Raw genomic sequence first — 26,285 nt, 5'->3', positions numbered from 1 at the left:
CCTTAATCGTAAAGCAAAATTTATTTTAAATTTTTTACTTTTTGTTTGACTTATTTTATACCGATGATATAATATAAACAAGTTTTATATCATATAAAAAGTATATATTTACACTAATATATGGTGTTTTATTACGCATATTTTATATTGTTTTGTCGTTTTTTGGGAATGGAGGCTGAATATTACACAAATTTTATGCGCTTATGAAAATGGTTGGAAGAAGGAATGATTGTCTTGCCGACTGCATTTTGCAGTCTGAAACATATAAAAAAGGGAGGAATTAATTATGAAGAAGTTTTTATGTGCAGCATTGGTTTCGGTTTTATCTGTTTCGGCATTTTCAACTGTTTTTGCAGGTGAAATAAGCCCGGCGACAGGGGCGCAGCCAGTACCTTTTTCGGAAGTTCCGGGTATTAAGGTCGGGCACTATACGGATCTTGAAAATGCTACGGGTACAACGGTAATAATCGCCGAAAACCCGGACGGGGCAATCGGCGGAGTTGACGTAAGGGGAGGTTCGCCTGGAACGCGTGAAACAGATCTTCTCGACCCTACAAAAACTGTGCAGACAGTAAATGCAGTTTGCCTAACAGGGGGAAGCGCATTTGGACTTGACGCTGCCGGCGGGGTTATGAAGTATCTTGAAGAGAAAGGGATGGGCGTAGACGTAGGAGTTACGGTTGTGCCTATAGTTTCAACGGCAGTAATATTTGATCTTGCAATGGGTGAAGACGCCGCTCTCGGAAAGGACATGGTACGTCCGGGAGTTGAAGAAGGATATAAAGCGGCGCAGAATGCTTTTGCCGGCCTTGAATGGAGCGACGGCAATATCGGCGGAGGAACAGGAGCCGGTGCAGGAGATATGAAGGGCGGGCTCGGTTCGTATGCATATAAGTACGGCGATTTATATGTAGGAGCAATAGTTGTTGCAAATCCTGCCGGCCAAATTATTAACCCGGATACAGGTGAGATTGTAGCGGGAAAGGTTGATCCTGAAACGAATTCTTTCATAGACTTGGAAGAATGGACAATGAGCGACCGCTATGAGATGCCTTCATCGGCAGAGAACACTACAATCGGGCTTATTGTGACAAACGCCAAACTTACGCAGTCTGAGGCAAATAAGCTTGCAGAAATGGCCCATGACGGCTATGCAAGAGCAATAGAGCCGACTCATACGGTATCGGACGGCGACACGATATTTGCAATGTCCGTAGGAAATGTTGAGTCGTCGGCTTCAACATGGGGCGAAGTTACAACAAATATGAACTTAATAGGCGTGCTTGCGGTTAATGCAATGGAAAATGCGATTTACAGCGCCGGATATAATGCGGAATCGCTTGCAGGCGTTGACGGAGCCGCAACATTGAGGGAAGAAGGCAGAACTCCTTCACAGCCTGAATAACGGATAATTATTATGAATGGCGGCATTAAAGTATTTTATTACAGTATGCATATCTAGCTTTGGCTGGTAAAAAAGCCGAAATAAATGTTTACGGATATGCGCGGAAAAAGATTGAAAAAATACATAAGCAGTACATACTAAGCCTTTGTTAAATACAAGGGCTTTTTTATATGAGTTTAGCTTCGGTTTACAATAGCATATGCGGTTTTAACGGGCGTTGGCGGCGAAATATCTGCGTTAAAGCCCCTGCTAATTTTCTGCGCCTAGCGCGCTTTCGCATTGTTCTTAAGTCGCTAACGCCCATTAAAACTCTCCGGCCTCACAAAGAAAAAATTTTTGCGGTTGGAAACGCATACGCGCCGGCGTATCGGCTCATTCGGCAAGCGTATGCAACATGGAAATGCGGAAAATTTTTCCTTGCTGGGCTTGTGTGCCATTGAAAACCGAAACTAACGGAATTTTTTATATATTCTAAGTTTTTGCTAAGGTTTGCGTGATATAATATAAAAGGGTGATTTGATATGAAACTGTTATTTGCGGAAGACGAACAGGCTATGTCAGAGGCGGTTGTGGATATACTTGAGTATCATAAATATACGGTTGACGCCGTTTATGACGGGGAAGAGGCTTTGCAATACGCTCGTGCGGAGCATTACGATGGAATTATACTGGATATTATGATGCCGAAAAAAGACGGGCTTGAGGTATTAAAGCAGCTCAGAAAAGACGGTATATATACGCCGGTATTACTTTTAACGGCAAAAAGCGAAATTGAGGACAGGATATATGGCCTTGATCTCGGCGCCGACGATTATCTGCCGAAACCATTTGCAATGGGAGAATTTTTGGCAAGGGTAAGAGCTATGCTGCGTCGTCGTGAAGAATTTACGCCGGATATACTCACATGCGGCGATGTATCCCTTAACCTTCACAGTTACGAATTAAGCGGCGGCGGAAAATCATATGTGCTGCCAAATCTTGAATACAGGCTTATGGAGATATTAATGCTGAATCAGGGAAGGTACCTTTCATCTGAAGATCTGCTTGCCAAAGTTTGGGGATATGATACGGATGCGGAAATAGGGGTTGTTTGGGTTTATATATCGTATTTAAGGAAAAAATTATCGTCGCTAAGCCGGAAGGTTGAGATTAAAGCCAAACGGAATATAGGTTATACTTTGGAGGCCGCGGTATGATAAAAACCCTGCAAAAAAAGTTTATAATAACTGCAATGTCGGCAGTGTCAATACTTCTGATTGTATTAGTCGGGGCAATCAACGCTGCAAACTATTATATAACGGACAAGCAAAGCGACGGAATGATTTTGGCCCTTACGGAAAACATGGGAATGTTTCCTCCGAAAATAAACCCCGGCGAAGGCAGGAAACCGAATTTTTTTGCTCCGCCTATTGACAAAGACGACGCCATGTCGGCAAGGTATTTTATTGTTTTTTCAGACTCCGACGGAAATATAATAAAAACTGACGTAAGCCGTATTTCATCGGTAACGCCGGCGGAAGCGGAAGAAATTGCAGATGAAATATTGAGCGGTGGAAGGAAAAGCGGGAGCAAAGGCAGATTTAAATATAAGGTGACAGAAAATGTAAGCGGTGAGATTATGTCAGTGTTCCTTGATACTTCATCACAGCTGTACTCTATATTTATCGTAATGGTTATTTCCGTTTCAGTGGGTATCTTATGTTGGACGCTTATGCTTCTTCTTGTAGCGGCGCTTTCAAAAAAAGCGATATTCCCAATAGCCGCAAATATTGAAAAACAAAAACAGTTTGTTACAAATGCCGGACATGAAATAAAAACCCCGCTTGCCATCATAATGGCTAATGTCGACGCTATGGAACTGCACAACGGCGGGAATAAATGGAGCAGGAATATAAGATCTCAAACAGAAAGGCTTGACAGACTTATGAAAAACCTGCTTACACTTGCAAAAATGGACGAAGGCGGCGGCTTCCCGCGGGAGAGATTTTCTTTAAGCGGGTTATTTGCCGAAATGCTGGAACCTTTTTATGAGCTTGCGGAGCTTAACGACACGGAAATTAAAGCCGATATAGAACAGGATGTGGCCGTATACGCGAATAAGGAAAATATAATACAGTTGATTTCGATACTTCTTGATAATGCCGCCAAATATACGGATAAGGGTGGGCGTATAGACATTGAGCTTAAAAGGAATGACAGCGGGGCCGAATTTTGTATTAAAAATACATGCAGTTTTTTGCCGGAAGGGCGTCCGGAAAAACTTTTTGACCGTTTTTACAGGGGCGACAGCGCGAGAACCCAGAAAAACGGCGGATATGGCGTCGGACTTTCGGTTGCGGCGGCTATAGTTGAAATTCAAAAAGGAGAAATTACTGCCGAATATAGGAAAGGAAATGAAATTTCTTTTAAAGTAAGAATCTGAATTAACAAATTGTTAACACAATACCTGCGCTTTTGTTCGGCGCGGGTATTTTTTTCTAAGTTACGGTTAAGGTTGGGGGTGTAAAATATAAGTAAAATTAAAGAAAAGGACTGATGCCATATGGATTTTAGGCATGAATGGAAACATGAAATAAATATATGCGATATGATAGCGGTACGCCAAAGGCTCAGGGCGGTGGCAAAAACGGACGGAAACTCCGTTGACGGCCGGTATAAAATCAGAAGCCTTTATTTTGACAGCCCTTCGGATAAAGCTTTGAGAGAGAAAATAGACGGCGTTAACAGGCGTGAAAAATTCCGCATAAGGTATTATAACGACGACACTTCGTTTATACATCTTGAAAAGAAGAGTAAAATCAACGGGCTTGGCAAAAAGGATAAAGCCGTGATTTCAAAAAAGGAAGCTCAGCTTATAGTAGATGGGATAACAGACTGGATGATTGAAAGCGGGAGAGGGACGGTTGAAGAACTTTACTGCAAAATGAAAAGTCAGGGCCTGCGTCCAAAGACAATAGTCGATTATACGCGGGAAGCATTTGTATATTCTCCCGGCAATGTTAGGGTTACTATAGATTACAGCATAAGGACAGGGCTTGGATGTACGGATTTTCTGAATCCGGATTGCGTAACTGTTCCCGCAGGAAGGGAATATATAATACTTGAAGTAAAATGGGATGAGTTTCTTCCGTCTGTAATAAAAGATATAATACAGCTTGACGGCCGCCGGACAACAGCGTTTTCAAAATATGCCGCCTGCCGTATATATGGATGATAGTATTAAGGAGGATTAATATGACTTTTAATGATATATTTAAATCAAGCTTTCTTGAAAATGTTGCGAGTATAAGCGTATTTGATATGGCTTTGGCATTAACGCTTGCGTTTGGACTTGGGCTTTTTATATTTATGGTTTACAAAAAAACATTTACAGGCGTAATGTATTCTTCAAGCTTCGGAGTCACGCTCGTTGCCATTACTATGATAACAACGGTTGTAATACTGGCGGTAACAAGCAATGTAGTGCTTTCTCTAGGTATGGTAGGCGCGCTTTCTATTGTGCGTTTCCGTACGGCTATTAAAGAACCGCTTGATATAGCTTTCCTTTTTTGGTCGATAGCGGTAGGCATTGTGCTTGCAGCGGGGATGATTCCTCTTGCCGTAATAGGAAGCGTTGTTATAGGGCTTATCCTTCTTATATTCAGCAACAAAAAATCATATTTAAACCCATATATAATTGTCATAAACTGCTGTGGCAGTCAAAGCGAAAAAGCCGTAATGGAATTTCTTGAAGGCATGGTGCAAAGATGCGTTGTTAAAAGCAAGACCGTCCAAAAAGGTTCTGTAGAACTTAACCTTGAAATAAGGCTGAAAGACGGCGGCACGGATTTTATTAATGCCGTTTCTGAATTGGAGGGGGTAAACAGCGCGGTGCTTGTAAGCTATAACGGCGATTATATGGGATAAGGGGGCATGCGGATGTCTACACACAAGTATATTGACAAAGTATGCTGTATTGCCATTGCCGCAGTAATTGCTTTAACCGCTGTTTTTATTAACGGTGAAAAGTTTGGAATAGAAACGTCCGCCGGCAAAATGGGTTATGAGGACAGGATATTTAACGATTCATATGTACACACGCTGGATATTGTTATGGACGACTGGGAAAGTTTCATTGAAACGTGTGAAAATGAAGAATATGCGGAATGTGCCATTGTAATTGACGGCGAGTCTTACAAAAATGCAGCTATAAGGGCTAAGGGAAACACCTCGTTAATGCAGGTTGCGGCATACGGCAATAACAGATACAGCTTTAAAATTGAGTTCGACCACTATGACGATACGAAAACTTACCACGGACTCGATAAACTGGTGCTCAATAATGTAATTCAGGACAATACTTATATGAAGGATTACCTTACATACCAAATGATGGGATATTTTGGGGTTGACGCTCCGCTTTGCAGTTTTGTATATATAACTGTCAACGGAGAGGAATGGGGGCTTTATATTGCAGTTGAAGGAGTTGAAGAAAGTTTCCTTGAACGCAATTACGGAAGTGATTACGGCGAGATTTATAAACCTGACAGCACAAATATAGGCGGCGGCCCTGAAAGAAATAAAGACGGATTTAAAGATAAAGCGCAGCACAACTTTGAAAACTTGATGAAGGCAGAAATGCCGTCGCATGAAGAAAGCGGCAATATTGACGGGCCGAGCGGACAGCGGGCAGAAACGGCTGATACCGTAACGGAAGAAATAGATATTCCTAATGAAAAGGGGGAAACAGCGGAGGACAAAAGCGTCGCCGCGGTGGAAGAAGGCTTTGAGCACGGATTTTCAGAAACGGACAGTGAGGGGGAAAACGGCGCGCCTTTCCATGAAAACCGCGGCGTAATGGGAGGGGACGACGTTTCCCTTATATACACAAACGATGAGTTTGAAAGTTACGGCAACATATTTGACAATGCAAAAACAGATATTGATGATGCAGACAAAAAACGCCTTATAAACTCCATTAAACTGCTTAATGAAAATACAGATATTGAAAATGTGGTTGACGTCGATGAAGTTATCAGATATTTTGTCGTTCATAATTTTGTATGTAATTTTGACAGCTATACAGGTTCCATAATCCATAATTACTATTTATATGAGAAAGACGGAAAACTTTCTATGATACCTTGGGACTATAATCTTGCGTTCGGAGGGTTTCAGTCGTCTATTGACGCGGAAAGCCTTATAAATTATCCTATTGATACGCCTGTTTTTGGCGGTACTGTGGAGTCGCGTCCGATGCTTGCATGGATATTTGCAGATGAACGGTATACGCAGACGTATCACAGTTATTTTGATGAATTTATATCGGGATATTTTGAAAGCGGTTATTTTGAAGAAATGATGGATTCTGTGTACAGCATGATTTCGCCCTATGTACAAAAAGATCCTACAAAATTCTGCACATATGATGAATTTGAAAAAGGGTTCAATGTCCTCAAAGAATTTTCCATTGCGAGGGCGCAAAGCATTAGGGGACAGCTTGACGGAAGTATACCGTCTGTACAAGAGGGGAGCGAAAATGAAAACGATCCGTTTATCGGATCTTATGATATTGACATTTCGGCCATGGGGTCCATGGGAGCGGGAATAGGGAACCCTGAAAACGTAAAAGAACAAAATTTTAATCCATTTTGGAAAAACAATCCTGATTTTGAAAATTCGGAAAACAAAACGGAAAATTCTACGGAAAATAACTATTTTAATAAAAGAGAATATGATGCGGTTGACGGCGGAATACAGGCAGAACAAACGGTTTCAATAGACGGCAATATGCAGACGGGCGGCGGAGATGGGAATAGTGTGGCGGACAAATTTAACATGCAGAACGGAAACTGGGGAAATGCGGCTTCAGATATAAAACCAAAGAACAGAACATCTTTAAATGTAACCGGAAATATTCCCGAACTGGATATGCAGGACGGACAAAATGATAAGGCGGCAATAATATTGATTTTAGTATCGGCTGTAGTTTTAATGTCAGGGCTTGTTACGGCATTTAAGTTTAAAAGGCGGAATTAATTTAAGCGGATTGCAGAAAAGGCTATATATAAATTGAAAATACGGTTCATCGGAGATAATGATTTTAATTTCTGATTTCATAGTGGGAATAACATAAAAACAGATTTTAGGATTATGGCGGCAAACAAAAATGCGGGGCTTTTATTGAGCTCCGCAGTTCTATTTATAAAACGCCTGAAAAGGCTTAGTTTATTTGGTATTTTCTCATAAGCCTTGATACCTTTGATTGGGTTATGCCGAGGGCGGCAGCTATTTTATAGGTGCTTTTATATTTAGCAAAATATTTTAACAGTATTTCTTTTTCATAGTTTTCGACTGCAGTTTCAAAGTCCATATTTTCTATAGAATTGTTTTGCGGCGTCGGTTCGGTTTCAGCGAGGTTTGGCATATCCGACGCCATTATCTGGTTTTCAGCGGATGTTACTATAAGCCGTTCAATTATATACTGCAGCTCACGGATATTGCCTTTGTATGTATAGCTGTGGAGTATTTCCCGGGCTTTTGGTGAAAGAGACTTGTTTATACTATACATTCTGTTGTATTGACATAAAAAATAATCGATAAGCGGATCTATTGCGTCGGGACGTTCGCTTAAAGGAGGCATGTAGAATTCTATTACTCTTAAACGGTAATATAAATCTTCGCGGAATTTATTTTCAGAGATTTCCTTTTTTAAATTTAAATTAGTTGCGGATATAATGCGTATGTCGGTTGTTTTTGGTTTTACCGCACCTATGGGCGTATATATTTTTTCCTGGATAAGCTGAAGAAACTTTGCTTGGCAGTTTTGTGGAAGAAGTCCTACTTCATCCAAAAAAAGCGTCCCTTTGTCAGCTATTTCGACAAGGCCTTTTTTGCCCTTTGGGCTTGCGCCGGTAAAAGCGCCGGGGACATATCCAAAAAGCTCGGATTCAATAAGGTTTTCTGGTATTGCGGCACAGTTTATCGTCACAAAAGGCATGTTGCATCGTTTGCTTTTTGAATGTATGAAGTTTGCAAGCATGCTTTTTCCGGTTCCAGATTCACCTGTGATAAGTATGGTGGAATCAAATTTTGAAATCCTGTTTATTGTTTCAAGTATGCCTTTCATTTTTACATCTCCGAGGAATATATCTGTTGCAGGCGTATTAGGCACATCTTCTTTTAAAGGGAGTACAGGAGCTTTGAATGGAGAAGCAATGGTTTCAACTATGTAATCGATACTGCCGTCATTGTTAAAGCACGGCGACGTATCAATATAAAATGTGCCGTTGTTTTCAACTTTTTTTTGAACAGATGATTTTGAATGTGTTATAAGTATATTTGGAATTCCCGTAATATTTTGATATTCGCGGCTTTTTATTTTAGAAAAGTGTTTGCCTGAAAATGTGTCGGATCCATGCAGATATGCGTTTTTAAAGGCTTTATTACAGTATTTTATACAGCCGTATTTGTCGTAAACGCATATGTAATATCCGATAGCGTTTAAGATGTTTTCAAATAAAAATAAATTATCAGACAAAATTGCACCCCCATTAAAACTAAATGTGACAACTGTTTTAAAAATTTATTTTATCATATTTATTTGCATAAAGTCAAAGCGGCTTAATAATATAAATATTTTGTATTAAACTATATACTTAAAGTTTGTATTTGATATAATTGTTGTTAATATAAATTTTATATTGACTGGCGGGTGGAAATGAATTTATGACATTGAAAAAAATGATACAAAATGAAAAAGATAATATGATATTTTCGCTTCAGGAACTTATCAGGATACCAAGCGTTAAACAAAAGGGAACTGTTGGTATGCCTTTTGGCGAGGATATGAACAAAGCCCTTGAGTATGTGCTTGCTTTGGCTGAGAGCATGGGCTTTAAAGTTAAGATGCTTGACGGATATTGCGGTTATATTGAATATGGGGAAGGGGATTTGTATGTATGCGTTATATCGCATGTAGATATATGTGTGGCAGGTGATATGTGGGCGGTTCCGCCTTTTGAAGGGCGGATTATCGATGGAAAGATTTACGGCAGAGGGACAATGGACAACAAAGGCCCTCTCATAGCCGCGCTTTATGCACTCAAAGCCGTTAAAGACAGTGGGAAAAAACTTAATAAAAAAGTCAGGTTTATAATAGGAACCGATGAAGAACGTTATTATGAGGATATGAAATACTATCTTAAAAAGGAAAAACCTCCTATAGCGGGATTTACGCTTGACGGGCATTTTCCGGCGGTTTACGCTGAAAAAGGTCTTGCCATGATGGAGTACAGAGGGGTTTTTGAACAGGAGGAAGAAGAAAGGATTATTTATATAAAAGGGGGGACTTGTGAAAATACGGTTCCAGGTTACTGCGAAGCTTTCCTTGAAACGGAAAGAAAAATGGAAATAGTAAATACGCTGTCTTTATTTGCATGCGAAACAAGGCATAACATGTCTGTAAGGATTGTAGAAACCGGCGTTATAATAGAATCATACGGTATGGAAACCCACAGTATGGCGCTTGAAATGGGAATTAACGCCATATGCCCTCTGATAAGCTTTTTAAACCGCATACATTTTGGGAAAGGAAAAGTCAGAAAACTTATTGCTTTTTTAAACAATTACTTGGGATTCGACATATATGGGGAAAAGCTGGGAGTGAATTTTGAAGACGGTTTTTCTGGGAAATTTACGGTAAATTTCGGCATAATTGATTATGATGGAAGGGAAGCCCGCGTGAGGCTGGATATAAGGTATCCCGTCACATGCGATTTTGAAGAATCGGCAAATGCGCTGAAAGAGGTGTTTAATTCCAACGGTTTTGATGAGTTTGAATGTTCATATTGGGATCCTGTTTACTTTCCAAAGGAACATTTTTTAATAAAAGCGCTCTTGAAAGCATATAGGCAGGTAACAAAAGACAAAACGGATCCGTTGGTAAGCGGCAGTGGCAGTTATTCAAAAGTTATTCCTAATGTTGCGGCGTTTGGAGCTATTTTCCCCGGTGGAAATCAGGCTTGGCATAGGGTTAATGAATTCATAGAGATTGACAGCCTTCTTAAAATGTCGGAGATTTATGCAAATGCCATAGTAGAATTAGGATTATTGTAAAAAAATGAGTCAAAAACAACTTATATGTTAGAAACAAGATTAAAATAAGTTGATTTTGACTTATTTTTTTTAAAAATCGAGTTGAAAATAACTCAAAACAAAAGGATAGCATATTTTATAATAAATTTTTTTGAATAAATGCGAAATAAGAATTTAAAAACAAAATAATATTTGCGGATCTTTATGGCAGAACGGGCAGCCGCTTTTTTTTTGGCATTTAATTTGCTTAATAATATGGCGTGGTATTGAAGTTTTATTATCTTATGTTATTAAGGAGAGTGTTATTATGAATGAAAAGAAAAAGTTCAAAATGCCATCGTCATATTTAATTATTATTGCTATTATGATTGCGGTAGCGATACTTTCGTATGTGTTGCCTGGAGGGGCTTATGAGTATGTCGATCCGACAGCCGCTAAACTTGAGCCTATAGCAGGCACATATCATGCCATAGAATCAAATCCACAGGGGATTGGCGCAATTATACTTGCCCCGATTAACGGTTTTTATGATTCTGTTGATATTATACTGTACACATTGGTTATAGGCGGTTTTCTGGCGGTTGTTATGAAAACGGGAGCTATAGACGCGGCTATAGGCCATATTATCAGAAAGCTTAAGGGGCAGGAAAAACTTCTTATTCCCATACTCATGCTTGTTTTCAGCTTTGCTGGGGCGGCATTTGGCATTGAGGAAGAAACGCTTCCGTTTTTCCCGGTATTAATTCCTGTGTTGCTTGCGGCAGGGTATGACACACTGGTTGGATTGAGCGTTATTAAAATGGGCGCGGCGCTTGGGGTTATGGCTTCCATTGCAAACCCGTTTGCCGTTGCTATTGCAAGCCGTTTTGCGGGAATATCTATGGGCGAAGGCATAGGAATCAGAATAATACTTCTCTTAATTTATATCCCGGCTGGAATAATATTTACAATGAGATATGCCGAAAAAGTGCGTAAAGATCCGACAAAATCACTTGTCTATGAACATTCTGAGGAGAACAGGAAATTTTTTCTCAAGAATGCAAACTATGATGTCCTTCCCGAATTTACGCTTAAAAGGAAACTTGTAATGGCGGTATTTATTATTTCATTTCTTGTTATGCTTTGGGGAGTGCTTTCGTGGGAAGATCTGGGAATTACTTTTATACCTACAATGCATTGGTGGTTCGGAGAGCTTTCCGGAGTATTCCTTGTAGCGTCCATTATCGTGGCTGTCATAGCAGGGATGTGTGAGGAAGATTTTATTGATACTTTTATCGGAGGGGCAAAAGACCTTCTGGGGGTTGCGATAATTATAGGGGTATCAAGGGGAGTTACAGTGCTAATGAACGACGCTATGATTACTGATACCATACTGCATGCCGGCGAAGAGTTTTTAACGGGTACATCGACGGTTGTTTTTTCAACGGCTACATATATTGTATATCTAGTACTTTCATTCTTTGTGCCGTCAAGTTCGGCGCTTGCTACGCTTTCAATGGGGATTATGGCTCCTTTGGCGGACTTTGCGAATGTCGGAAGGGAAATTGTTGTTATAGCGTATGCTGCCGCTAATTCAATGATAGCCCTTATAGCGCCGACATGTGGGCTTCTTATGGGAGTGCTTGCTATGACAAAAACGCCATATTCTGTATGGATTAAGTTTGTAGGAAAATTCCTGTTGTTTATAGTAGTGGCTACAATAGTTGTGCTTGCGGCAGCCACGGTTATCCTTTTTTGATTTTATTTTTTAGGAGGCAACTTATTATGGAAAGAATTTTAGACGATGTTGAACCGAAACTTGTTTTTAAATATTTTGAAGATCTTACAAGGATACCAAGGGATTCAGGCAATGAGGAAATGGTATGCGAATATTTGTTTCAATTTGCACAAAGCCATGGCTTTGAATATTACAAGGATGAGGCAAAAAATGTCCTTTTAAAGGTTCCTGCAACAAAAGGTTATGAAAACAAGCCTGTGGTTATAATTCAAGGGCATATGGATATGGTTTGTGAAAAAAATGAAGGGACTTCTCACGATTTTACGAGGGAACCTATAAGTTTTGAAGTAGAGGATGATAAAATTATTGCAAAAGAAACAACTTTGGGTGCGGATGACGGCATTGGAATTGCGTTTGCTCTTGCGCTGGCTGCTGACGAAACGGCTTGCCATCCGCCTCTTGAGATAGTATGCACAAGCGATGAAGAACGCGGGATGACAGGCGCTGAGGCGTTTGATACAGGGCTTCTCAAAGGAAGGACGCTTGTAAATCTTGATGCTGACGACGAGGGTATATTTATAGCCGGGAGTGCAGGCGGGCCTGTTATAAGGATTGAAATTCCAATAGTAAAGGAAAAAGCTGTAGACGGTATGAAGGCTTTGCATATAAGTGTTAAAGGTTTGATGGGAGGTCATTCGGGCGAAGATATTCACAGAGGAAGGGCAAATGCCAATAAACTTCTTAACCGGATACTGGCGGCAGTCGGAAGGGAAGTGGCTTACAGCCTCTCGGATATAAGCGGAGGGCTTAAATATAATGCTATTCCAAGGGAGGCAAGCGCCGTAATCTATGTAGGAGAAAACGATATTAAAAAGACTGTTGACATTGTGAACAAAATGGAGGGTGCATTTAAGGCCGAGTATTATTCAACGGAACCCGGTTTATATGTAACAGCTGGAATTATCAAGGGAAACGGGACAACGCTTAATGAGGATTCAAAAAATAGGATTAACGATTTTATAATGTTTTCGGAGTGCGGAATTATAAGGATGCACGCTGAACTTGAAGGAGTCGAAAGCTCGGTAAGCGTTGGTACGGTGCGATTGGAAGGCGATAATGCCGTTATTCTTACAATGACAAGAAGTTCGGTGGAAAGTATATATATGGATACATATTATAAAGTTATACGTCTTGCGGAAATGATGGGAGGCACAACAGAAATAATGTCAAACTGCCCTGAATGGGAATTTAATCCGAAGTCAAAGATTATAGACCTTTTTTCTTCCGTTTATGAGGAGTTGTTTTGTAAAAAGGCAAAAATACTTGTGCTGCATGCAGGTCTTGAATGTGGAGTTATAGGCAAAAAAATCCCGGAATATGTTGATATGATTGCAGCCGGACCCGATATAAGGAATCTACATACAGTAGGGGAATATGTAACTATATCTTCCGTACAGAAGTTCTGGAAGCTTTTTAAGGAAGTGTTTAAAAGACTCTAGGCTTCGGGGCAGAATTCTGAAAACTTTACGGGTAATGTCTAACGCCGCTTTAGTGACGGATTTTTAAAATAAATATGCAATATGGAGGCGCCTTATACAGAAAATACTGCATAAGGCGCGTTTTATGTTTTTATTGCGCCATAAAATTTTTACAAGATTTGACTTTAAGCTTTTTTCATGTATATACGCGTTTTTTTGTTTGCTTTAATAAAATTAAACATTGATACACTGCATATTATTATATACCCTAAAATGCTGTACATATCGGGAACCTGCGAAAACAGTATAAAACCGAGTAACGCCGAGAATATGACCTGCGTGTAGTCGTATATGGAAATTTCACTTGCAGCGGCGTTGGAGTAAGCCGCCGTTATTGCAAATTGAGCGGCGGCAGCGGCAAGGCCGGCGCATATTAGATAAATAATCTGGAATAATGTCATTGGGTGAAAATTAAATGCAAAAAACGGTATGGACGCCAAACATGAAAAGCCTGAAAAAAAGAATACTATAAACGGCCCGCGTTCGCCTTTTTTGCTTAAAAGCCTTACGAACGTATATGCGGTTCCGGCGCAAATGCCTCCTATCAGCCCTATAAAAGAAGGAAAGCTTGCGGAAAGTCCGCCGGCGCCGGGCTTTATAATAAAAAGGCTTCCTATAAAGGCTATTATTATACAAAGCGCCTGCGATAAAGAAAGGCGTTCTTTCAGTATAAAGTATGATGCAATAACGGCAAAAAACGGCGACAATTTATTCAACATTGTCGCGTCGGATAAAAGCAGATGGTCTATGGCATAGTAGTTGCAGAATATGCCTATTGTGCCAAAAAATGCACGGAATATAAAAAACGGCAGATTTTCTTTTTTAAATGAAAATTTTTCTTCCGTTCTTAAAAGCAGGAACAGCGCCACAAAAAAAGCTATAAAATTCCTGAAAAAAGATTTCTGCATAGGCGGCAAATCGCCTGAAAGACGGACAAACGTGTTCATTAGAGCAAAAAAGAACGCTGCTGTTATAATATATAATATTCCTTTTGTTTTGTTAGACATAAAATCCCTTCCTTAATAATGATGATATAAAAGTATATCATATTATTTTCAGTTTTGTTAGTTTATTTATAGAATACGGTTTATAAATCTAATTTGCCATAATATATCGAATTATATTTAAGGCTAAATTCAGGCTCCGTAAGACGCGGCGTAAATAGATTGCAATAGCTTTATTTTGTTTCGAAAACTGCTTTAAAAAGAAAATGACGAATATGCATTTAATAATTAAGTGAAAAAAGAACGGCGCGTATTTTTCAAAAGGGACTGCCGTGTCAGGGACATCGGTATAGTAATGGAAATAAGGAATATATACATGAACGCCCGCTTGCAATTTTTATAATAATATCATCGTGCTACGATAATACTGCGGACGGAAGTAATAAATTTTACGTGGACATTGGGTGACAAATTGTGGTAAAATAGCGGCATAAAGCAGGAAAATTCAGCTCAGTTCATTATAATTATATATTTCATGACAATAAAGCTTACATATATCTGATAAAGCGGAAATATAGCAAGATATATTTAATGACGAAACAGGCTTTTATATAAGGTTATTTGAAACGGATGATTTTGTAGCGGAGCTTATCCGATTTGTTTTTTTTGAATTTGTTCTGCAAGTTAAAATACAACTGAAAGCAGTGGGACGCATAGCTGGAGCAGCGGGATATTTATGTTTAGCTTTGCATGTTATTGTAAAATATTTATTATCCATGCTGTCGAGTTTTAGTAAATGGGGGCGTTGGTATGGCGTGTTTTAAGAAGCTTATTTCATATTTTTGCGAGTATGATTTATATGATAATATGTTTTGCGGCGCTGTAAAGAGCGATATAGGAATTGACGTTTTTACGGAACAGTGCAATTTTTCTTTTTTGTCAAAAAATATGAACCGCCGTCCCATGTAAAGCTTCTGCTGGCAGACGACAGATTTCTGTTTATAGGTTCTTTAAACTGGCTTTTTAACGGCGGCAAGACTAAACAAAAAGAGATAAGCTGTCTTATTACAAATCCAAATACAATCCAGTATGTCAAGGAAGAGTATCTGAAATAGGATTGATAGCGGCGGCTTAGAGCCGGCTGAATTTTGCAGTCCACGCGTGCTTAGTGGGCGCTCCGTATGTATGGCGGTTTGCGCATCGTTTTCTATATGCAGTTGTTTATTTCACATGGACGGGCCTCTATAAGGGTTTTGACTTGTTTAGGCTGGCGGATAAATTATAATAATTAACGGAGCTTTGGAATTTATTGAAGTTTAATTATACAGGCTTTGCCGCCGATAGAGTTTATGGTTTCAAAAAAGGCATAGCCTGTATAAGTTAATTAAAACATAGCTTTAACTTATATAAAGCATTTTCTTTTCTTAAAACAATAAAAAAGAGTCCCGACACTTCTGACGGAATGTGCGGAACTCAACCCCAAAAATTAATCTTGAATGTATATTAACATAAAGTATCTGAAAAGGCAAGTATGTATTAAGATCTTTTTAAAAAGTGAAGGCGCATTTAATTCGGGTATTTACCGATTATACTGAGCAGAAAGGAATTTCAAGTAGTATTGAATTATATAAAAATCCCCCTGTATCAGGGGGAAGCAGCACGGCGGATTTTTTATTTTGCTTAAATCAGCTTATTATGCTTAAAATATATTGTATTCAGAAGCGTATTTGCGGCTTTTATGTTGGAATTTTTATTGAAGTTAATATTTAAGGTTATAAATGATTTCCAAGCCGACGCTTTTCTTACTGTTCCATTTGTTTTCCGAGGAATGCCGCGGCCGTTTGAGCAAGTTTGCCTTCAACTTCTCCCATTTTTTGATCCTTTGATAAAAATACGACTGCTCCGAGTACGTCGCCCTCGGAGATTATGGGAGTTACAAGCTGGTAATTATATGCGTCGGCAACGTCGTCTTCAAGGATTGGCACGAATGCGGATTCCTTTCTGTTTGCATTTAAGGAATTCCTTGAGCTTAAACATTTTTCCATAGCAGGGCTGATGTGTTTTTCAAGAAATTCTTTTTTTCCGCCGCCCGAAACGGCAATTATTTGATCTTTATCTATAATGCACGTTATGTGTCCCGCCGTTTGCGCAAGGCTTTCGGCATATTCTTTGGCAAAGGTTCCGAGTTCGCCTATAGGCGAATATTTTTTTAATATAATTTCCCCGTCCCTGTCTGTAAATATCTCTAAAGGGTCGCCTTCCCTTATACGCATTGTTCTTCTGATTTCCTTAGGAATAACTACTCTTCCGAGGTCATCTATTCTCCTGACAATACCTGTAGCTTTCATTAATATTATTCCTCCTAGAATGAAATTTGCAAAATGCAGCCTGTTTTAATTAAGGCGTTTTTGCATTTGAAATTCTATGGAAATAGTATTTGCGGCAACAAAATTATTATTCAAGTAAATTTACATGATTTTCTCTTTATATTTTTTTGATGAAAAATATATTATAAAGCAATTTTTATGGTATTATATAAATTATATGGGAACGTCTTATAAATTGGGGGTGGAAAATGATTTTTTTTCAAAAGAAAGATCAGGTTAAGCTTGAAATCAAAAAATTGGAAAAACAGGAACGCCGCTTTATGTTGAAAAGAATAAACGGAAAAGAATCGCGTATTAATAAGGCGTTTGAAGGCAAGGTTCCCCGGAAACTTCAGGAAACATTAGACGCGGCGTTTATAAAGGCTTTTTCCGCCGTATTTGAAAAAGGGACAGGAATTATTGAAAAGACGTATGATAAAAGCGGAATGAAAAAAACATTCCTTGTAAATGAATATGCGGATGAAGTGTATAAAACAAGAAAAACCCTAAAAGAGTTTTCCAAAGGAGCCGGAAGGGCCAAGGCAAAGAATATATTAATTTCAGGAGTGTCCGGCGTTGGAATGGGCGTTATAGGCGTAGGTGTTCCGGATATACCCGTATTTACGGCGATTATGCTTAAAAATATATATGAAACGGCTTTAAGCTTCGGTTTTGATTATGAAACGGAGGATGAGCGGCGTTTTATACTGCTTATTATACAGGGGGCGTTTTCAGGCGGAAGTGGATTTAAGGAAATTGACAATGAAATAAATATGTGTATAGAAAAAGGGATTTGTCAAATAAGCCGGCCTGTAGACGAATTAATTAAAAAAGCCGCCGAATCAATTTCAAAAGAAATTTTATATATGAAATTTATACAGGGAATTGTTGTAATAGGGGCCGTGGGAGGATTTTTTGACGCAGTTTATATGAAAAGAATTGCCGAGTATGCGGAAATAAAATACAGAAAAAGATTTTTGTCAGAGAAAATAGTACAGCGGACAGACGGAGGGAAAAAATGAAAATAATATTTGCTACAAAAAACGCAGGAAAAGTTAAAGAGGTAAAGCTCATGCTAAGCGAGCTTAACGCGGAAATATTGACAATGACCGAGGCCGGTATAGATATTGATATAGACGAGAACGGGAAAACTTTCGAGGATAACGCCATTATTAAGGCTAAAGCCGTTATGGAAGCGAGCGGATGCGTCAGCATAAGCGACGACTCGGGCCTCGAAATAGATTACATAGGAAAAAAGCCGGGAGTCCATTCCGCAAGATTTATGGGCGAAGAAACTCCTTATGAGGTTAAAAACGCAAAAATACTGGAAATGCTTGAAGGCGTTGATGAGAAGGAGAGGACGGCAAGATTTGTAAGCGTCATAGCGGCGGCGTTCCCGGACGGAAAGGTTATTACGGCGAGGGGAACTGTCGAGGGAATTATTGCTTATGAGCCGAAGGGGACAAACGGGTTCGGCTATGATCCGATATTTTTTTATCCGCCGTTTGAAAAAACTCTCTCTGAAATCGACGTTGAACTTAAAAACAGTATCAGCCACAGGGGAAAGGCGCTTGAGGCCATGAAGGAAAAATTAAAGGGGTTAATTTAAATGAAGATACTTATATTAAGCGACACCCACAGGTATTTGGATAATGCCGCCGAAGTTATAAAAACGTTCGGCGGCATAAAGGATGTAATCCATTTGGGGGATGTTGTTGAAGACGTAGAAAATTTAAAAAAGATTTTTCCGGACAGGAAGTTCTATAATGTTGCCGGCAATAATGATTTTTCAGGGAAGGTTCCCTTTGAAATGTCTGTGAATATCGGCGGTAAAAAGTTTCTGCTTGTTCACGGGCACAGGCAAAGGGTTAATTACGGGGTTTTAAATCTTATATTTCTAGCTCAGGAAAACGGGGCTGACGCCGCTCTTTTCGGCCACACGCACAGCCCGTTTTATGATGAAAGCATGGGGGTTGCCGTTTTTAATCCGGGAAGCATATCATTGCCGAGGGGAACGGATTTTCCTACTTTCGGAATTGCGGAGATTACGGAAGGCGGGCGCATCTTATTTGAAACATATAAATTTATATCGAAAGGCAAATCAGAAAAAATTTAGAAAATTTTGAAAAAAGTTATTGACAATTTATATTCTATGTTGTAGAATAGCTATTGTTGATATGCGGGTGTAGTTCAATGGTAGAACGTCAGCCTTCCAAGCTGAACACGTGAGTTCGATTCTCATCACCCGCTTTTTTCAATCTCAAAAATGACGTTTCGGATCGGTAGCTCAGTTGGATAGAGCAACGGCCTTCTAAGCCGTGGGTCGGGGGTTCGAATCCCTTCCGGTTCATTTATTACCTTCTGCATAAGCCAGAAGGCTTTTTTGATTTTACGGCGTTTTTGTTTTCTTATTATGTAAAGCGTATGTCGTTTTGGTTTAACAGAAACGGAGCTTTTATATATTCGGAATGTTTGCTTCACGGATTAATGGATTTTTGGAGCATATATATTGACTTTTTATTATTATAATGTATAATATTTTGGTATATCGCATTGCGGCATGGAAGATAGGATGTATATTAGGCGCAAGGTCTTTGCGGCATGCATATGATGAGAAATTTTGCTTCATGCGGATATGGCGGAACTGGCAGACGCGCTGGACTTAGAATCCAGTCCGAGAGGGTGCAGGTTCGATTCCTGTTATCCGCATAAAAAGACAGGTCCTTTTATAAGGGACCTGTCTTTTTATGTTTGTAAATATAAATCGCAAAAAGAGTTGAAATTTCATAAACGGCTGTCATTTATATATTTGATATAACCCGTACGATTTTATTTTATTCAAAGTTGCTTTCCGACGGATTTTATTGTTTTGAAAGTAAATGATAATATTCCGTTCCGAATTATACAGCTATGCTTTACAATTAAATAAGCAGTAAAAGATATATATTCCCTTCCGGGATTATTATGAGGATTTTTGTTGGGACGGCAGAGGTAAAAATTTTTCATGTATTAAATATTATTGGATTTTCCGATGTTTTTGATTTTTGTTTCAGGGCTGACATTCTCAAAAATCCGTTTTATATTTTCGGACGGCGGCGAGGAAACGATAAAGTATTCGGGTTTTTCAGAGGCCATGTATTTTGCGGCTTCATCGGATATAAACTCCTCAAAACAAGCTGTTAAGGCGCCTTCGGAAGTCTCGTATATTCTGTTTGAACATATTGTTTTTTCTATGACTTTGCATGAAAGTTTTACGCCTGATTCGGCCATTAAGTTGAATACAGCATAGTCATAGTTGTTTGCGTTATCAGCCAAAATACAGCTTTTGACATTCGCGGTAGGTTCGCGAAGTTTAAAAACACGAAACCCTGTGTCTGCGGCGGTTTGCATGGAACAGCTTTCGCGCATGTTTTCCCCTGCAAGGCGTATGCGCTCTTTGCCTATTTCACATATATTTTTAAATCCGGATTTGTAAGCGATGCTGTCTTTGGCCGTTTTTTCGGGGCGTTGTATCATGATAAATTTTCGGTGTCCGCCGTCTGCGGCGTTGAGCTCCATAACAGCCTGCGCCGTTGTAGACGAGCCGGCAAAAAAATCAAGCACAATGCTTTCTTTATCCGTTCCGGCCGTTAAAAAATCGCTTATTAGGCCGAGAGGCTTCGGAAAAGAAAAACATTTGTTTTTAAACAGCTTTTCAAATTCCTGTGTTCCGCGTCTGTTTGAATATTTCGTATCGGTAAGCATAGAACGTATAATTTTATCTTTCCGGCGCATTTTCTGTACAATCCTGTATTCTCCGGAGCTTGTCATATAGCCGGTTATTTCTTTATTCATGTATTTCATGGATTTCTCTTTTCCCCAACGCCATACAAACTGCACCGAATTTTTTACGGATTTCGGAGGATATATTTCAATGGAGTTTGCGGTTTTTTCAAAGCCGATTTCAAAAAAGTTTTTGCCGTAGGGCCTGTCAGGATACAGATAAAATGGGTAGTAAAGGTTCGGTCGGTTATACTTTGTAAAGGCTTCGTTGCTGTTGTAAAGAGGGTGTATGTTGAAGCCGCCGTTTTCATCGCTGTATTTGAATTTTTTTTCGGCGTCGGGGATGCTGAAAGTTTTTGCCTTTTTGCAGTCTTTTGCATAAAAGAGGGCGAATTCATGCATTTTCCCTATATGGCCGTAATCGCGGGCGTTTGGGGTTGAATTAACGATAAAAGTGCCTAAATGATTGTGGCTTCCGAATATTTCGTCGCATATTTTTTCTGTATTTGCAAGCTCATTGTCATCAATGCTTATTATGATAACTCCTTCATCGCATAACAGGTTTCGGGCCGCCGAAAGGCGGGGATACATCATATTAAGCCAGTTTGTGTGAAGGCGGCCGCCGCAAAATTTGCTTTTCCCGCTTTTTGCGGAAAATTCGGAAACGCTCTGCGCATATCGATCGTTATATACAAAATCATTGCCCGTATTATATGGAGGATCGATATATATCATTTTTATGCTGCTTTTATAAGATTTTTGGAGCAGTTTTAAAGCGGTCAGATTATCGCCTTCGATATATATATTTTCGGTTTCATCAAAAAATACGCTTTCACTTCTGCATGGCACAAGGGACGCGGATGCTTTAGAGAATGTATCAAGAGCGGCATGCCTTTTGCCGGGCCATGAAAATACATATTCCTCGTCTGTTCCGCCGACAATTTCGGCGTTAATTTCGGCGGATAATATATCCTTGTCAACAGCCCGGACTACTCGGCCGTTTATAACTGTTTGCGTAACTGCGGACGGAAATAAGGCGGCAAATTTTTCAAATTTTATGTCGCAGGTTTCGGTTTTTGGTTTATATTTTTGATTGTTTTCGTGTTTGCGCATGTAAAAATGCCTCCGTTTTTCCTGTTTATTTCTGATATTTTATCATAATTGAATTTCATCGTCAAAGATATGAAATGGGGAAAATTGACAAAATTATTGCCATATAGTAATATTGAAATATATAAATTTCAATATTGTCAAAGGAGGAGTATATATGTTTTTTAAAAAGCTGATATTTGCCGCAGTCGTAATTTCGATGACGTTTCCTTCATTCGCTTATGCAAAAAACGCAAGTGAAAAAAATTTAAATGTTTATATCAACAGCATGGAACAGGAAGAATTTTTGAATGAACCTTATGAGAAAAACGGCGTTGTATACCTTCCTCTGAGGGAACTTTGCGAAAAATTGGGATATACAGTTGCATATTCGCACCCGTATGCAATAATAGATCGGGGACCGCAAAGCAACACGGTAAGTTTGTCGGAAGACACTCTATATTATGGTGAAATAAATATTGAAATAAAATTAAAAAACAAAATCGAAGTTTCGGATGGTGTTATGTACATACCTTCAGATCTTCTTTACAGGATTTTCTATGAAACAGGCCTGTCTGTGGATGAAGGAAATGTTTTAATAACATGGCGTGACGAAAGCAATAAAAACCGGAGAGAGAACGATTATACTTTCGCCGTATCGCTTTTAAATGAACTTCCTGAAACAGAGAACAGCGTAATAGCCGTTGAAAGCCTTAAAACAGCTCTTGCGATGACGGCAAACGGCACAGAAGGCAAAACGCGGGAACAGATTTTAAATGCTTTAAATATATCGGAGCTTGAAAGCTATAATAGACGTTCAGCCAAAAATTTGGAACTTTGGGAAAATTCGCCTTTTACGACGGCTGTTTATACAAGCGCTAATTCAATATGGATAAATGGGGCTGAAAACGAGCTGCAAAAGGAATTTAAAGATACAGCCGAAAATTATTATAAAAGTACGGCAGAAATAATTGAAAATAGCGATATAAGCCCTATTAATGAATGGGTCGAGGAAAAAACAGACGGTTATGTTAAATCTCCTGTAAAAGACGCCGAATTTGAAATTGTACTTTTGAACGCAGCCTTATTTGAGGGGACATGGATTTGTCCATTTGACGGCGACAATAAAAAAGGCATATTCCATAATGCGGATGGTACGGAAATTGACATAGACTATATGGTTATGGATAAGCCTCTCGGAGATGAAGATTTGTTCCAATATTATGAAGAAGAAGGGATGAAGGCATTAACGCTTGCATACGGTACGGCTAGAAACATGGATATTATTACCGGCGATATGGCAGAACTTTATACGCCGTACGACATGACATTTGTTTTATCCGATAAGCCTGTTGACAACGGCATGCTTGAAAGAATATTCAACGGAAGCAAAAAAGAAAACGTATATATCCAAATGCCGGAATTTGAAATAGACAACAATATAAATATAAAGGAAATGCTTAAAAATATGGGAGTTTCAAATATATTTGAACCAGGTGAAGCCGAGTTAAGCCCGATGCTGAAGGAAGGGTATAATTATTATGTTTCTGATATAATTCAAAATACAGCTATAAGCGTTGATGAGAAAGGTACAAGAGCGGCTTCTGTTTCTTCTGTTTCGCTTGTACGAAGTATTCCCGAGCAGAAAAAATTTATAGCCGACAGGCCGTTTTATTATTTTTTAAGGGATAAGGAAACAGGCGAAATACTCTTTGAAGGGAAATTTGCGAAAGCGGAGTAATTTTCAATTATATTTTAAGGACGGGATTTTGACATGGCATATAGCGAACTTATAAAAAACTTTTCTAAAATACGCGGCTATATGCGGGATTTTTATGTATACGGATTTAAAAGCCGTGAGGATTTCAGCGGGAAAAGCCTGCGTTCGTACGATAATGAGCGCCGGCGTATTGAAAGCTACCTTTGCGGATATATGGGGTTTAACAGGACGGCGGCCGGAAAAAATGTTTTTATATCCATTGACACAGGGATTATATCGGGAAACCCGCTTTATAAAGCTTTTAAAGCCAAAAGCTTCACAAGCGGGGATATAACTCTGCATTTTATAATAATGGATATACTTTACAAGCCCGATGAATGTTTTACAATGAAAGAAATAATGGAAAAGATTAATGCCGAATATCTTTCTGTTTTTGATAAGCCGATGGCTTTTGACGAGTCGGGGGTAAGAAAAAAACTGAAGGAGTATTGTATCCTTGGACTTACGGAATCTGAAAAAAGAGGCAGGAATGTTTTATACAGGCGGCGCGGAAGTTTTGACATATCAGGTTTTAAAGATGCGGTGTCGTTTTTTTCGGAAGCTTCGCAGTGCGGAGTGATAGGAAGCTTTATACTCGACAAAATGGGAAAGCTTAACGGCAATTTTACGTTTAAACACCACTATATTACATATGCCCTTGACAGCGGAATTGTTTTCGTTCTTTTTAACGCTATAAGGCAAAGACGCGACGTAACCATAAAAAAAGGCGAAAGCAATAAAAACAATATAAACGTAACTCCGCTTAAAATTTATGTAAGCTCGCAAACGGGAAGGCAGTATTTAATTGGCTGTGATAAGCATTACAAAGTTATAAATTCTTACAGGACAGACTTTATAAATGAAGTTGAGATCGGCAAAGAATGTGAAAACTACGAACAGCTGACTGAAAGATTAAACAGTATAAAAGACAATATATGGGGAATATGCTGTAACGGCAAAAACGGTCTTGAGCATGTGGAATTTACAATAAAAATAAACGACGGCGAGGAATATATACTAAACAGGCTGGAACGCGAAAAACGATGCGGCGAAGTTGAGTTTCTTGGCGAAAACAAGTACAGGTTTTATGCAGACGTTTTTGACACTTCGGAAATGATACCATGGATAAGGACTTTTATCGGCAGGATTACGCAGCTTGATTTTTCAAACAGAACGGTTGAGAACACGTTCAAAAACGATCTGGAAGAAATGTATGATATGTACGGCGTTTATTGAGGTGGTTGCGGCATGATTTTTCATGAAATATACGGTTCGTATTATAACGCAGTGGCTGACATAATTAAATGCGCGCAGGAAGGCGGCCTTACGGAAAGCCGTATGAGTGAGATTATAAATAAATATGCCTTTGAAGAAAGCGCGCTTAATATTATACCGTCAATAAAAGAACAGGAGTGGCAGCTTATATGCAGGGATATGACAACCCCGATAAAGCATACGCCGTCGATGCCGCTTACGGAAATACAAAAACGTTGGCTAAAGGCCGTAAGTTTAGATCCGAGGTTTAAACTTTTCGGCGTTGGAACGGAAGGATTGGAAGATATCGAGCCTCTGTTTCTTACGGACGATTATTTTGTGTTTGACCGTTATAATGACGGAGATAATTTTCAGGATGAAACATATATCAAAAATTTCAGGATAATACTTAGAGGGCTGAACGAAAAAAGAAGGCTTTATATATCTTACAGCGGAAAAAACGGAAGGGTTATAAATACATGTATTGTCCCGGTCAAGCTTGAGTATTCGGCAAAAGACGATAAATTCAGGCTTTATACGGCGGGCAGACGCGAAGTTTCGGTTCTTAACCTGGGAAAGATTATTTCATGCAGTATGGCTGACGCGTTTAAAAAAACATATGATATAAAAAACGCGGTTGAAAAGAAAAGCTTTGTGATTGAAATTGAAGATAAAAGGAATGCGTTGGAAAGGGTAATGATGCATTTTGCTCATTTTCAAAAAGAGGCGGAAAAAGTCGGAGAAGGACGCTTTAAGATGAAAGTGTTTTACAGAAAAGAAGATGAAACAGAACTTGTAATACGGGTTTTGTCGTTTGGTCCTCAGGTGAAAGCGGTCGAACCGGAGGGATTTGTAAATCTAATTAAAGAGCGGCTTGTCATGCAGAAGAAATGCAATATAAAATAATAAAAACGGCGTTTTCGGATTTTGAAAACGCCGTTTTTAATGTAATATTTAACGAATTTATAGAATTGTTTTTACTGTCGGGAAGTATTTGCCCGACAATTTTTATATGCCTTTCAGTTTACAGCGTCAGGTATACTGTTTTAAAAACTGCCGTATGTTTAAGCAAGTCCGCAATAAGCTGTATATTGAACGGCGGGATACTGCAAAGTTCTGCAAAACGGGCAATATTATGTATACAGGCGTTTGCAGATATATCTTTTTTAGGTTTTATTTTCCGGCAGTTTTTTAAAGCAGATACGTTATGTCAATAAGCAGGATTTGTCTGTTCCCAATTTGGGCAAGCTTGGCAGGCCGACATGGTATTTGATTTCGCAACTTTTTTTCCGTGATTAATATTATTTCCAGTATTATACTTTAAATACAAAGTCAGTAGCCGGTATTTGGCGTACTGCTGCCGGATGCGGCGCCCG

General features: G+C 39.2%; 20 protein-coding genes and 3 tRNA genes. 19 read left to right on the top strand and 4 right to left on the bottom strand.

All coding sequences use genetic code 11. The features are described 5' to 3' along the window. The first annotated feature begins 286 nt into the window (after positions 1-286). The 6 genes from NE664_00935 (at position 287) to NE664_00910 (ending at position 7,423) form a co-directional block, all read left to right on the top strand. Entirely contained in the window at positions 287-1,405 is a 1,119-nt protein-coding gene (locus tag NE664_00935; GenBank protein MCQ4725226.1) for a P1 family peptidase, read from the top strand. A gap of 521 nt (positions 1,406-1,926) precedes the next feature. Further along, positions 1,927-2,601 carry a response regulator transcription factor gene (locus NE664_00930; protein MCQ4725225.1) on the top strand — a complete coding sequence of 225 codons (675 nt, stop codon included), beginning with the start codon at positions 1,927-1,929 and terminating at the stop codon, positions 2,599-2,601. Continuing rightward, a complete protein-coding gene (locus NE664_00925) occupies positions 2,598-3,827 on the top strand; it encodes a HAMP domain-containing histidine kinase (GenBank protein ID MCQ4725224.1) in 1,230 nt (409 codons plus the stop codon). Before NE664_00930 ends, NE664_00925 begins: the two co-directional genes overlap by 4 nt. Positions 3,828-3,947: 120 nt before the next feature. After that, positions 3,948-4,619 carry a polyphosphate polymerase domain-containing protein gene (locus NE664_00920; protein ID MCQ4725223.1) on the top strand — a complete coding sequence of 224 codons (672 nt, stop codon included), beginning with the start codon at positions 3,948-3,950 and terminating at the stop codon, positions 4,617-4,619. Positions 4,620-4,639: 20 nt separating this feature from the next. Then, the gene (locus tag NE664_00915) at positions 4,640-5,311 is read left to right on the top strand and encodes a DUF4956 domain-containing protein (GenBank protein ID MCQ4725222.1); all 672 of its coding nucleotides are present in this window, start codon (positions 4,640-4,642) and stop codon (positions 5,309-5,311) included. Positions 5,312-5,323: 12 nt separating this feature from the next. After that, a complete protein-coding gene (locus NE664_00910) occupies positions 5,324-7,423 on the top strand; it encodes a CotH kinase family protein (GenBank protein MCQ4725221.1) in 2,100 nt (699 codons plus the stop codon). A 184-nt stretch (positions 7,424-7,607) separates the two neighbouring features. Here NE664_00910 and NE664_00905 read toward each other — a convergent pair whose 3' ends face one another. Further along, positions 7,608-8,924, bottom strand: coding sequence for a sigma 54-interacting transcriptional regulator (locus NE664_00905; protein ID MCQ4725220.1), 1,317 nt, complete (start codon positions 8,922-8,924; stop codon positions 7,608-7,610). A 188-nt stretch (positions 8,925-9,112) separates the two neighbouring features. Here NE664_00905 and pepV point away from each other — a divergent pair, with 188 nt between their 5' ends. The 3 genes from pepV to pepD all read left to right on the top strand — a co-directional run bounded on the left by pepV (position 9,113) and on the right by pepD (position 13,696). Next, entirely contained in the window at positions 9,113-10,501 is a 1,389-nt protein-coding gene (gene pepV / locus NE664_00900) for a dipeptidase PepV (protein ID MCQ4725219.1), read from the top strand. A 286-nt stretch (positions 10,502-10,787) separates the two neighbouring features. Then, a complete protein-coding gene (locus tag NE664_00895; protein MCQ4725218.1) occupies positions 10,788-12,218 on the top strand; it encodes a YfcC family protein in 1,431 nt (476 codons plus the stop codon). A gap of 26 nt (positions 12,219-12,244) precedes the next feature. After that, on the top strand, positions 12,245-13,696 hold the full coding sequence (gene pepD / locus NE664_00890; GenBank protein ID MCQ4725217.1) for a beta-Ala-His dipeptidase: 1,452 nt from the start codon (positions 12,245-12,247) through the stop codon (positions 13,694-13,696). A gap of 164 nt (positions 13,697-13,860) precedes the next feature. On the opposite strand, the gene NE664_00885 is transcribed toward pepD, so the two are convergent. Beyond that, the gene (locus NE664_00885) at positions 13,861-14,742 is read right to left on the bottom strand and encodes a DMT family transporter (GenBank protein ID MCQ4725216.1); all 882 of its coding nucleotides are present in this window, start codon (positions 14,740-14,742) and stop codon (positions 13,861-13,863) included. Between the two features lie 747 nt (positions 14,743-15,489). Between NE664_00885 and NE664_00880 the strand changes: the two genes are divergently transcribed. Further along, entirely contained in the window at positions 15,490-15,648 is a 159-nt protein-coding gene (locus tag NE664_00880; protein ID MCQ4725215.1) for a hypothetical protein, read from the top strand. Positions 15,649-16,481: 833 nt separating this feature from the next. Here the strand turns inward: NE664_00880 and spoVT are convergent. Then, a complete protein-coding gene (gene spoVT / locus NE664_00875) occupies positions 16,482-17,033 on the bottom strand; it encodes a stage V sporulation protein T (GenBank protein MCQ4725214.1) in 552 nt (183 codons plus the stop codon). A 221-nt stretch (positions 17,034-17,254) separates the two neighbouring features. Between spoVT and NE664_00870 the strand changes: the two genes are divergently transcribed. The 6 genes from NE664_00870 (at position 17,255) to NE664_00845 (ending at position 19,754) form a co-directional block, all read left to right on the top strand. Next, positions 17,255-18,067 carry an EcsC family protein gene (locus NE664_00870; protein MCQ4725213.1) on the top strand — a complete coding sequence of 271 codons (813 nt, stop codon included), beginning with the start codon at positions 17,255-17,257 and terminating at the stop codon, positions 18,065-18,067. Next, entirely contained in the window at positions 18,064-18,654 is a 591-nt protein-coding gene (gene rdgB, locus NE664_00865) for an RdgB/HAM1 family non-canonical purine NTP pyrophosphatase (GenBank protein MCQ4725212.1), read from the top strand. The genes NE664_00870 and rdgB overlap by 4 nt, the downstream gene beginning before the upstream one ends. After that, positions 18,655-19,161 carry a metallophosphoesterase gene (locus NE664_00860; protein ID MCQ4725211.1) on the top strand — a complete coding sequence of 169 codons (507 nt, stop codon included), beginning with the start codon at positions 18,655-18,657 and terminating at the stop codon, positions 19,159-19,161. Between the two features lie 63 nt (positions 19,162-19,224). Beyond that, positions 19,225-19,295, top strand: a tRNA-Gly gene (locus NE664_00855). Between the two features lie 26 nt (positions 19,296-19,321). After that, positions 19,322-19,395 (top strand) — tRNA-Arg (locus NE664_00850). 279 nt (positions 19,396-19,674) lie between these two features. Further along, positions 19,675-19,754 (top strand) — tRNA-Leu (locus tag NE664_00845). 300 nt (positions 19,755-20,054) lie between these two features. On the opposite strand, the gene NE664_00840 is transcribed toward NE664_00845, so the two are convergent. Then, positions 20,055-21,920: a site-specific DNA-methyltransferase gene (locus tag NE664_00840; GenBank protein MCQ4725210.1), complete on the bottom strand. Its 1,866-nt coding sequence runs from the start codon at positions 21,918-21,920 to the stop codon at positions 20,055-20,057. Between the two features lie 154 nt (positions 21,921-22,074). Between NE664_00840 and NE664_00835 the strand changes: the two genes are divergently transcribed. The 3 genes from NE664_00835 to NE664_00825 are packed head-to-tail and all read left to right on the top strand — an operon-like array spanning position 22,075 to position 25,815. After that, the gene (locus NE664_00835) at positions 22,075-23,637 is read left to right on the top strand and encodes a hypothetical protein (protein MCQ4725209.1); all 1,563 of its coding nucleotides are present in this window, start codon (positions 22,075-22,077) and stop codon (positions 23,635-23,637) included. 33 nt (positions 23,638-23,670) lie between these two features. Then, positions 23,671-24,891, top strand: coding sequence for a WYL domain-containing protein (locus tag NE664_00830; protein ID MCQ4725208.1), 1,221 nt, complete (start codon positions 23,671-23,673; stop codon positions 24,889-24,891). 12 nt (positions 24,892-24,903) lie between these two features. Beyond that, positions 24,904-25,815, top strand: coding sequence for a WYL domain-containing protein (locus NE664_00825; GenBank protein ID MCQ4725207.1), 912 nt, complete (start codon positions 24,904-24,906; stop codon positions 25,813-25,815). Positions 25,816-26,285 lie beyond the last annotated feature (470 nt).

It is taken from the genome of Anaerotignum faecicola (assembly GCA_024460105.1).
GTDB lineage: Bacteria > Bacillota > Clostridia > Lachnospirales > Anaerotignaceae > JANFXS01.
The sequence above is the reverse complement of the archived record's forward strand: the minus strand, read 5'-3'. Positions and strand labels throughout refer to the sequence as shown.

Coding starts and splice junctions, on each gene's coding strand:
- NE664_00835 (MCQ4725209.1), top strand. CDS start 22,075: ATGTTTTTTAAAAAGCTGATATTTGCCGCAGTCGTAATTTCGATGACG.
- NE664_00935 (MCQ4725226.1), top strand. CDS start 287: ATGAAGAAGTTTTTATGTGCAGCATTGGTTTCGGTTTTATCTGTTTCG.
- NE664_00925 (MCQ4725224.1), top strand. CDS start 2,598: ATGATAAAAACCCTGCAAAAAAAGTTTATAATAACTGCAATGTCGGCA.
- NE664_00895 (MCQ4725218.1), top strand. CDS start 10,788: ATGAATGAAAAGAAAAAGTTCAAAATGCCATCGTCATATTTAATTATT.
- NE664_00920 (MCQ4725223.1), top strand. CDS start 3,948: ATGGATTTTAGGCATGAATGGAAACATGAAATAAATATATGCGATATG.
- NE664_00860 (MCQ4725211.1), top strand. CDS start 18,655: ATGAAGATACTTATATTAAGCGACACCCACAGGTATTTGGATAATGCC.
- NE664_00880 (MCQ4725215.1), top strand. CDS start 15,490: ATGGCGTGTTTTAAGAAGCTTATTTCATATTTTTGCGAGTATGATTTA.
- NE664_00930 (MCQ4725225.1), top strand. CDS start 1,927: ATGAAACTGTTATTTGCGGAAGACGAACAGGCTATGTCAGAGGCGGTT.
- pepD (MCQ4725217.1), top strand. CDS start 12,245: ATGGAAAGAATTTTAGACGATGTTGAACCGAAACTTGTTTTTAAATAT.
- rdgB (MCQ4725212.1), top strand. CDS start 18,064: ATGAAAATAATATTTGCTACAAAAAACGCAGGAAAAGTTAAAGAGGTA.
- pepV (MCQ4725219.1), top strand. CDS start 9,113: ATGACATTGAAAAAAATGATACAAAATGAAAAAGATAATATGATATTT.
- NE664_00870 (MCQ4725213.1), top strand. CDS start 17,255: ATGATTTTTTTTCAAAAGAAAGATCAGGTTAAGCTTGAAATCAAAAAA.
- NE664_00915 (MCQ4725222.1), top strand. CDS start 4,640: ATGACTTTTAATGATATATTTAAATCAAGCTTTCTTGAAAATGTTGCG.
- NE664_00910 (MCQ4725221.1), top strand. CDS start 5,324: ATGTCTACACACAAGTATATTGACAAAGTATGCTGTATTGCCATTGCC.
- NE664_00840 (MCQ4725210.1), bottom strand. CDS start 21,920: ATGCGCAAACACGAAAACAATCAAAAATATAAACCAAAAACCGAAACC.
- NE664_00885 (MCQ4725216.1), bottom strand. CDS start 14,742: ATGTCTAACAAAACAAAAGGAATATTATATATTATAACAGCAGCGTTC.
- NE664_00830 (MCQ4725208.1), top strand. CDS start 23,671: ATGGCATATAGCGAACTTATAAAAAACTTTTCTAAAATACGCGGCTAT.
- NE664_00825 (MCQ4725207.1), top strand. CDS start 24,904: ATGATTTTTCATGAAATATACGGTTCGTATTATAACGCAGTGGCTGAC.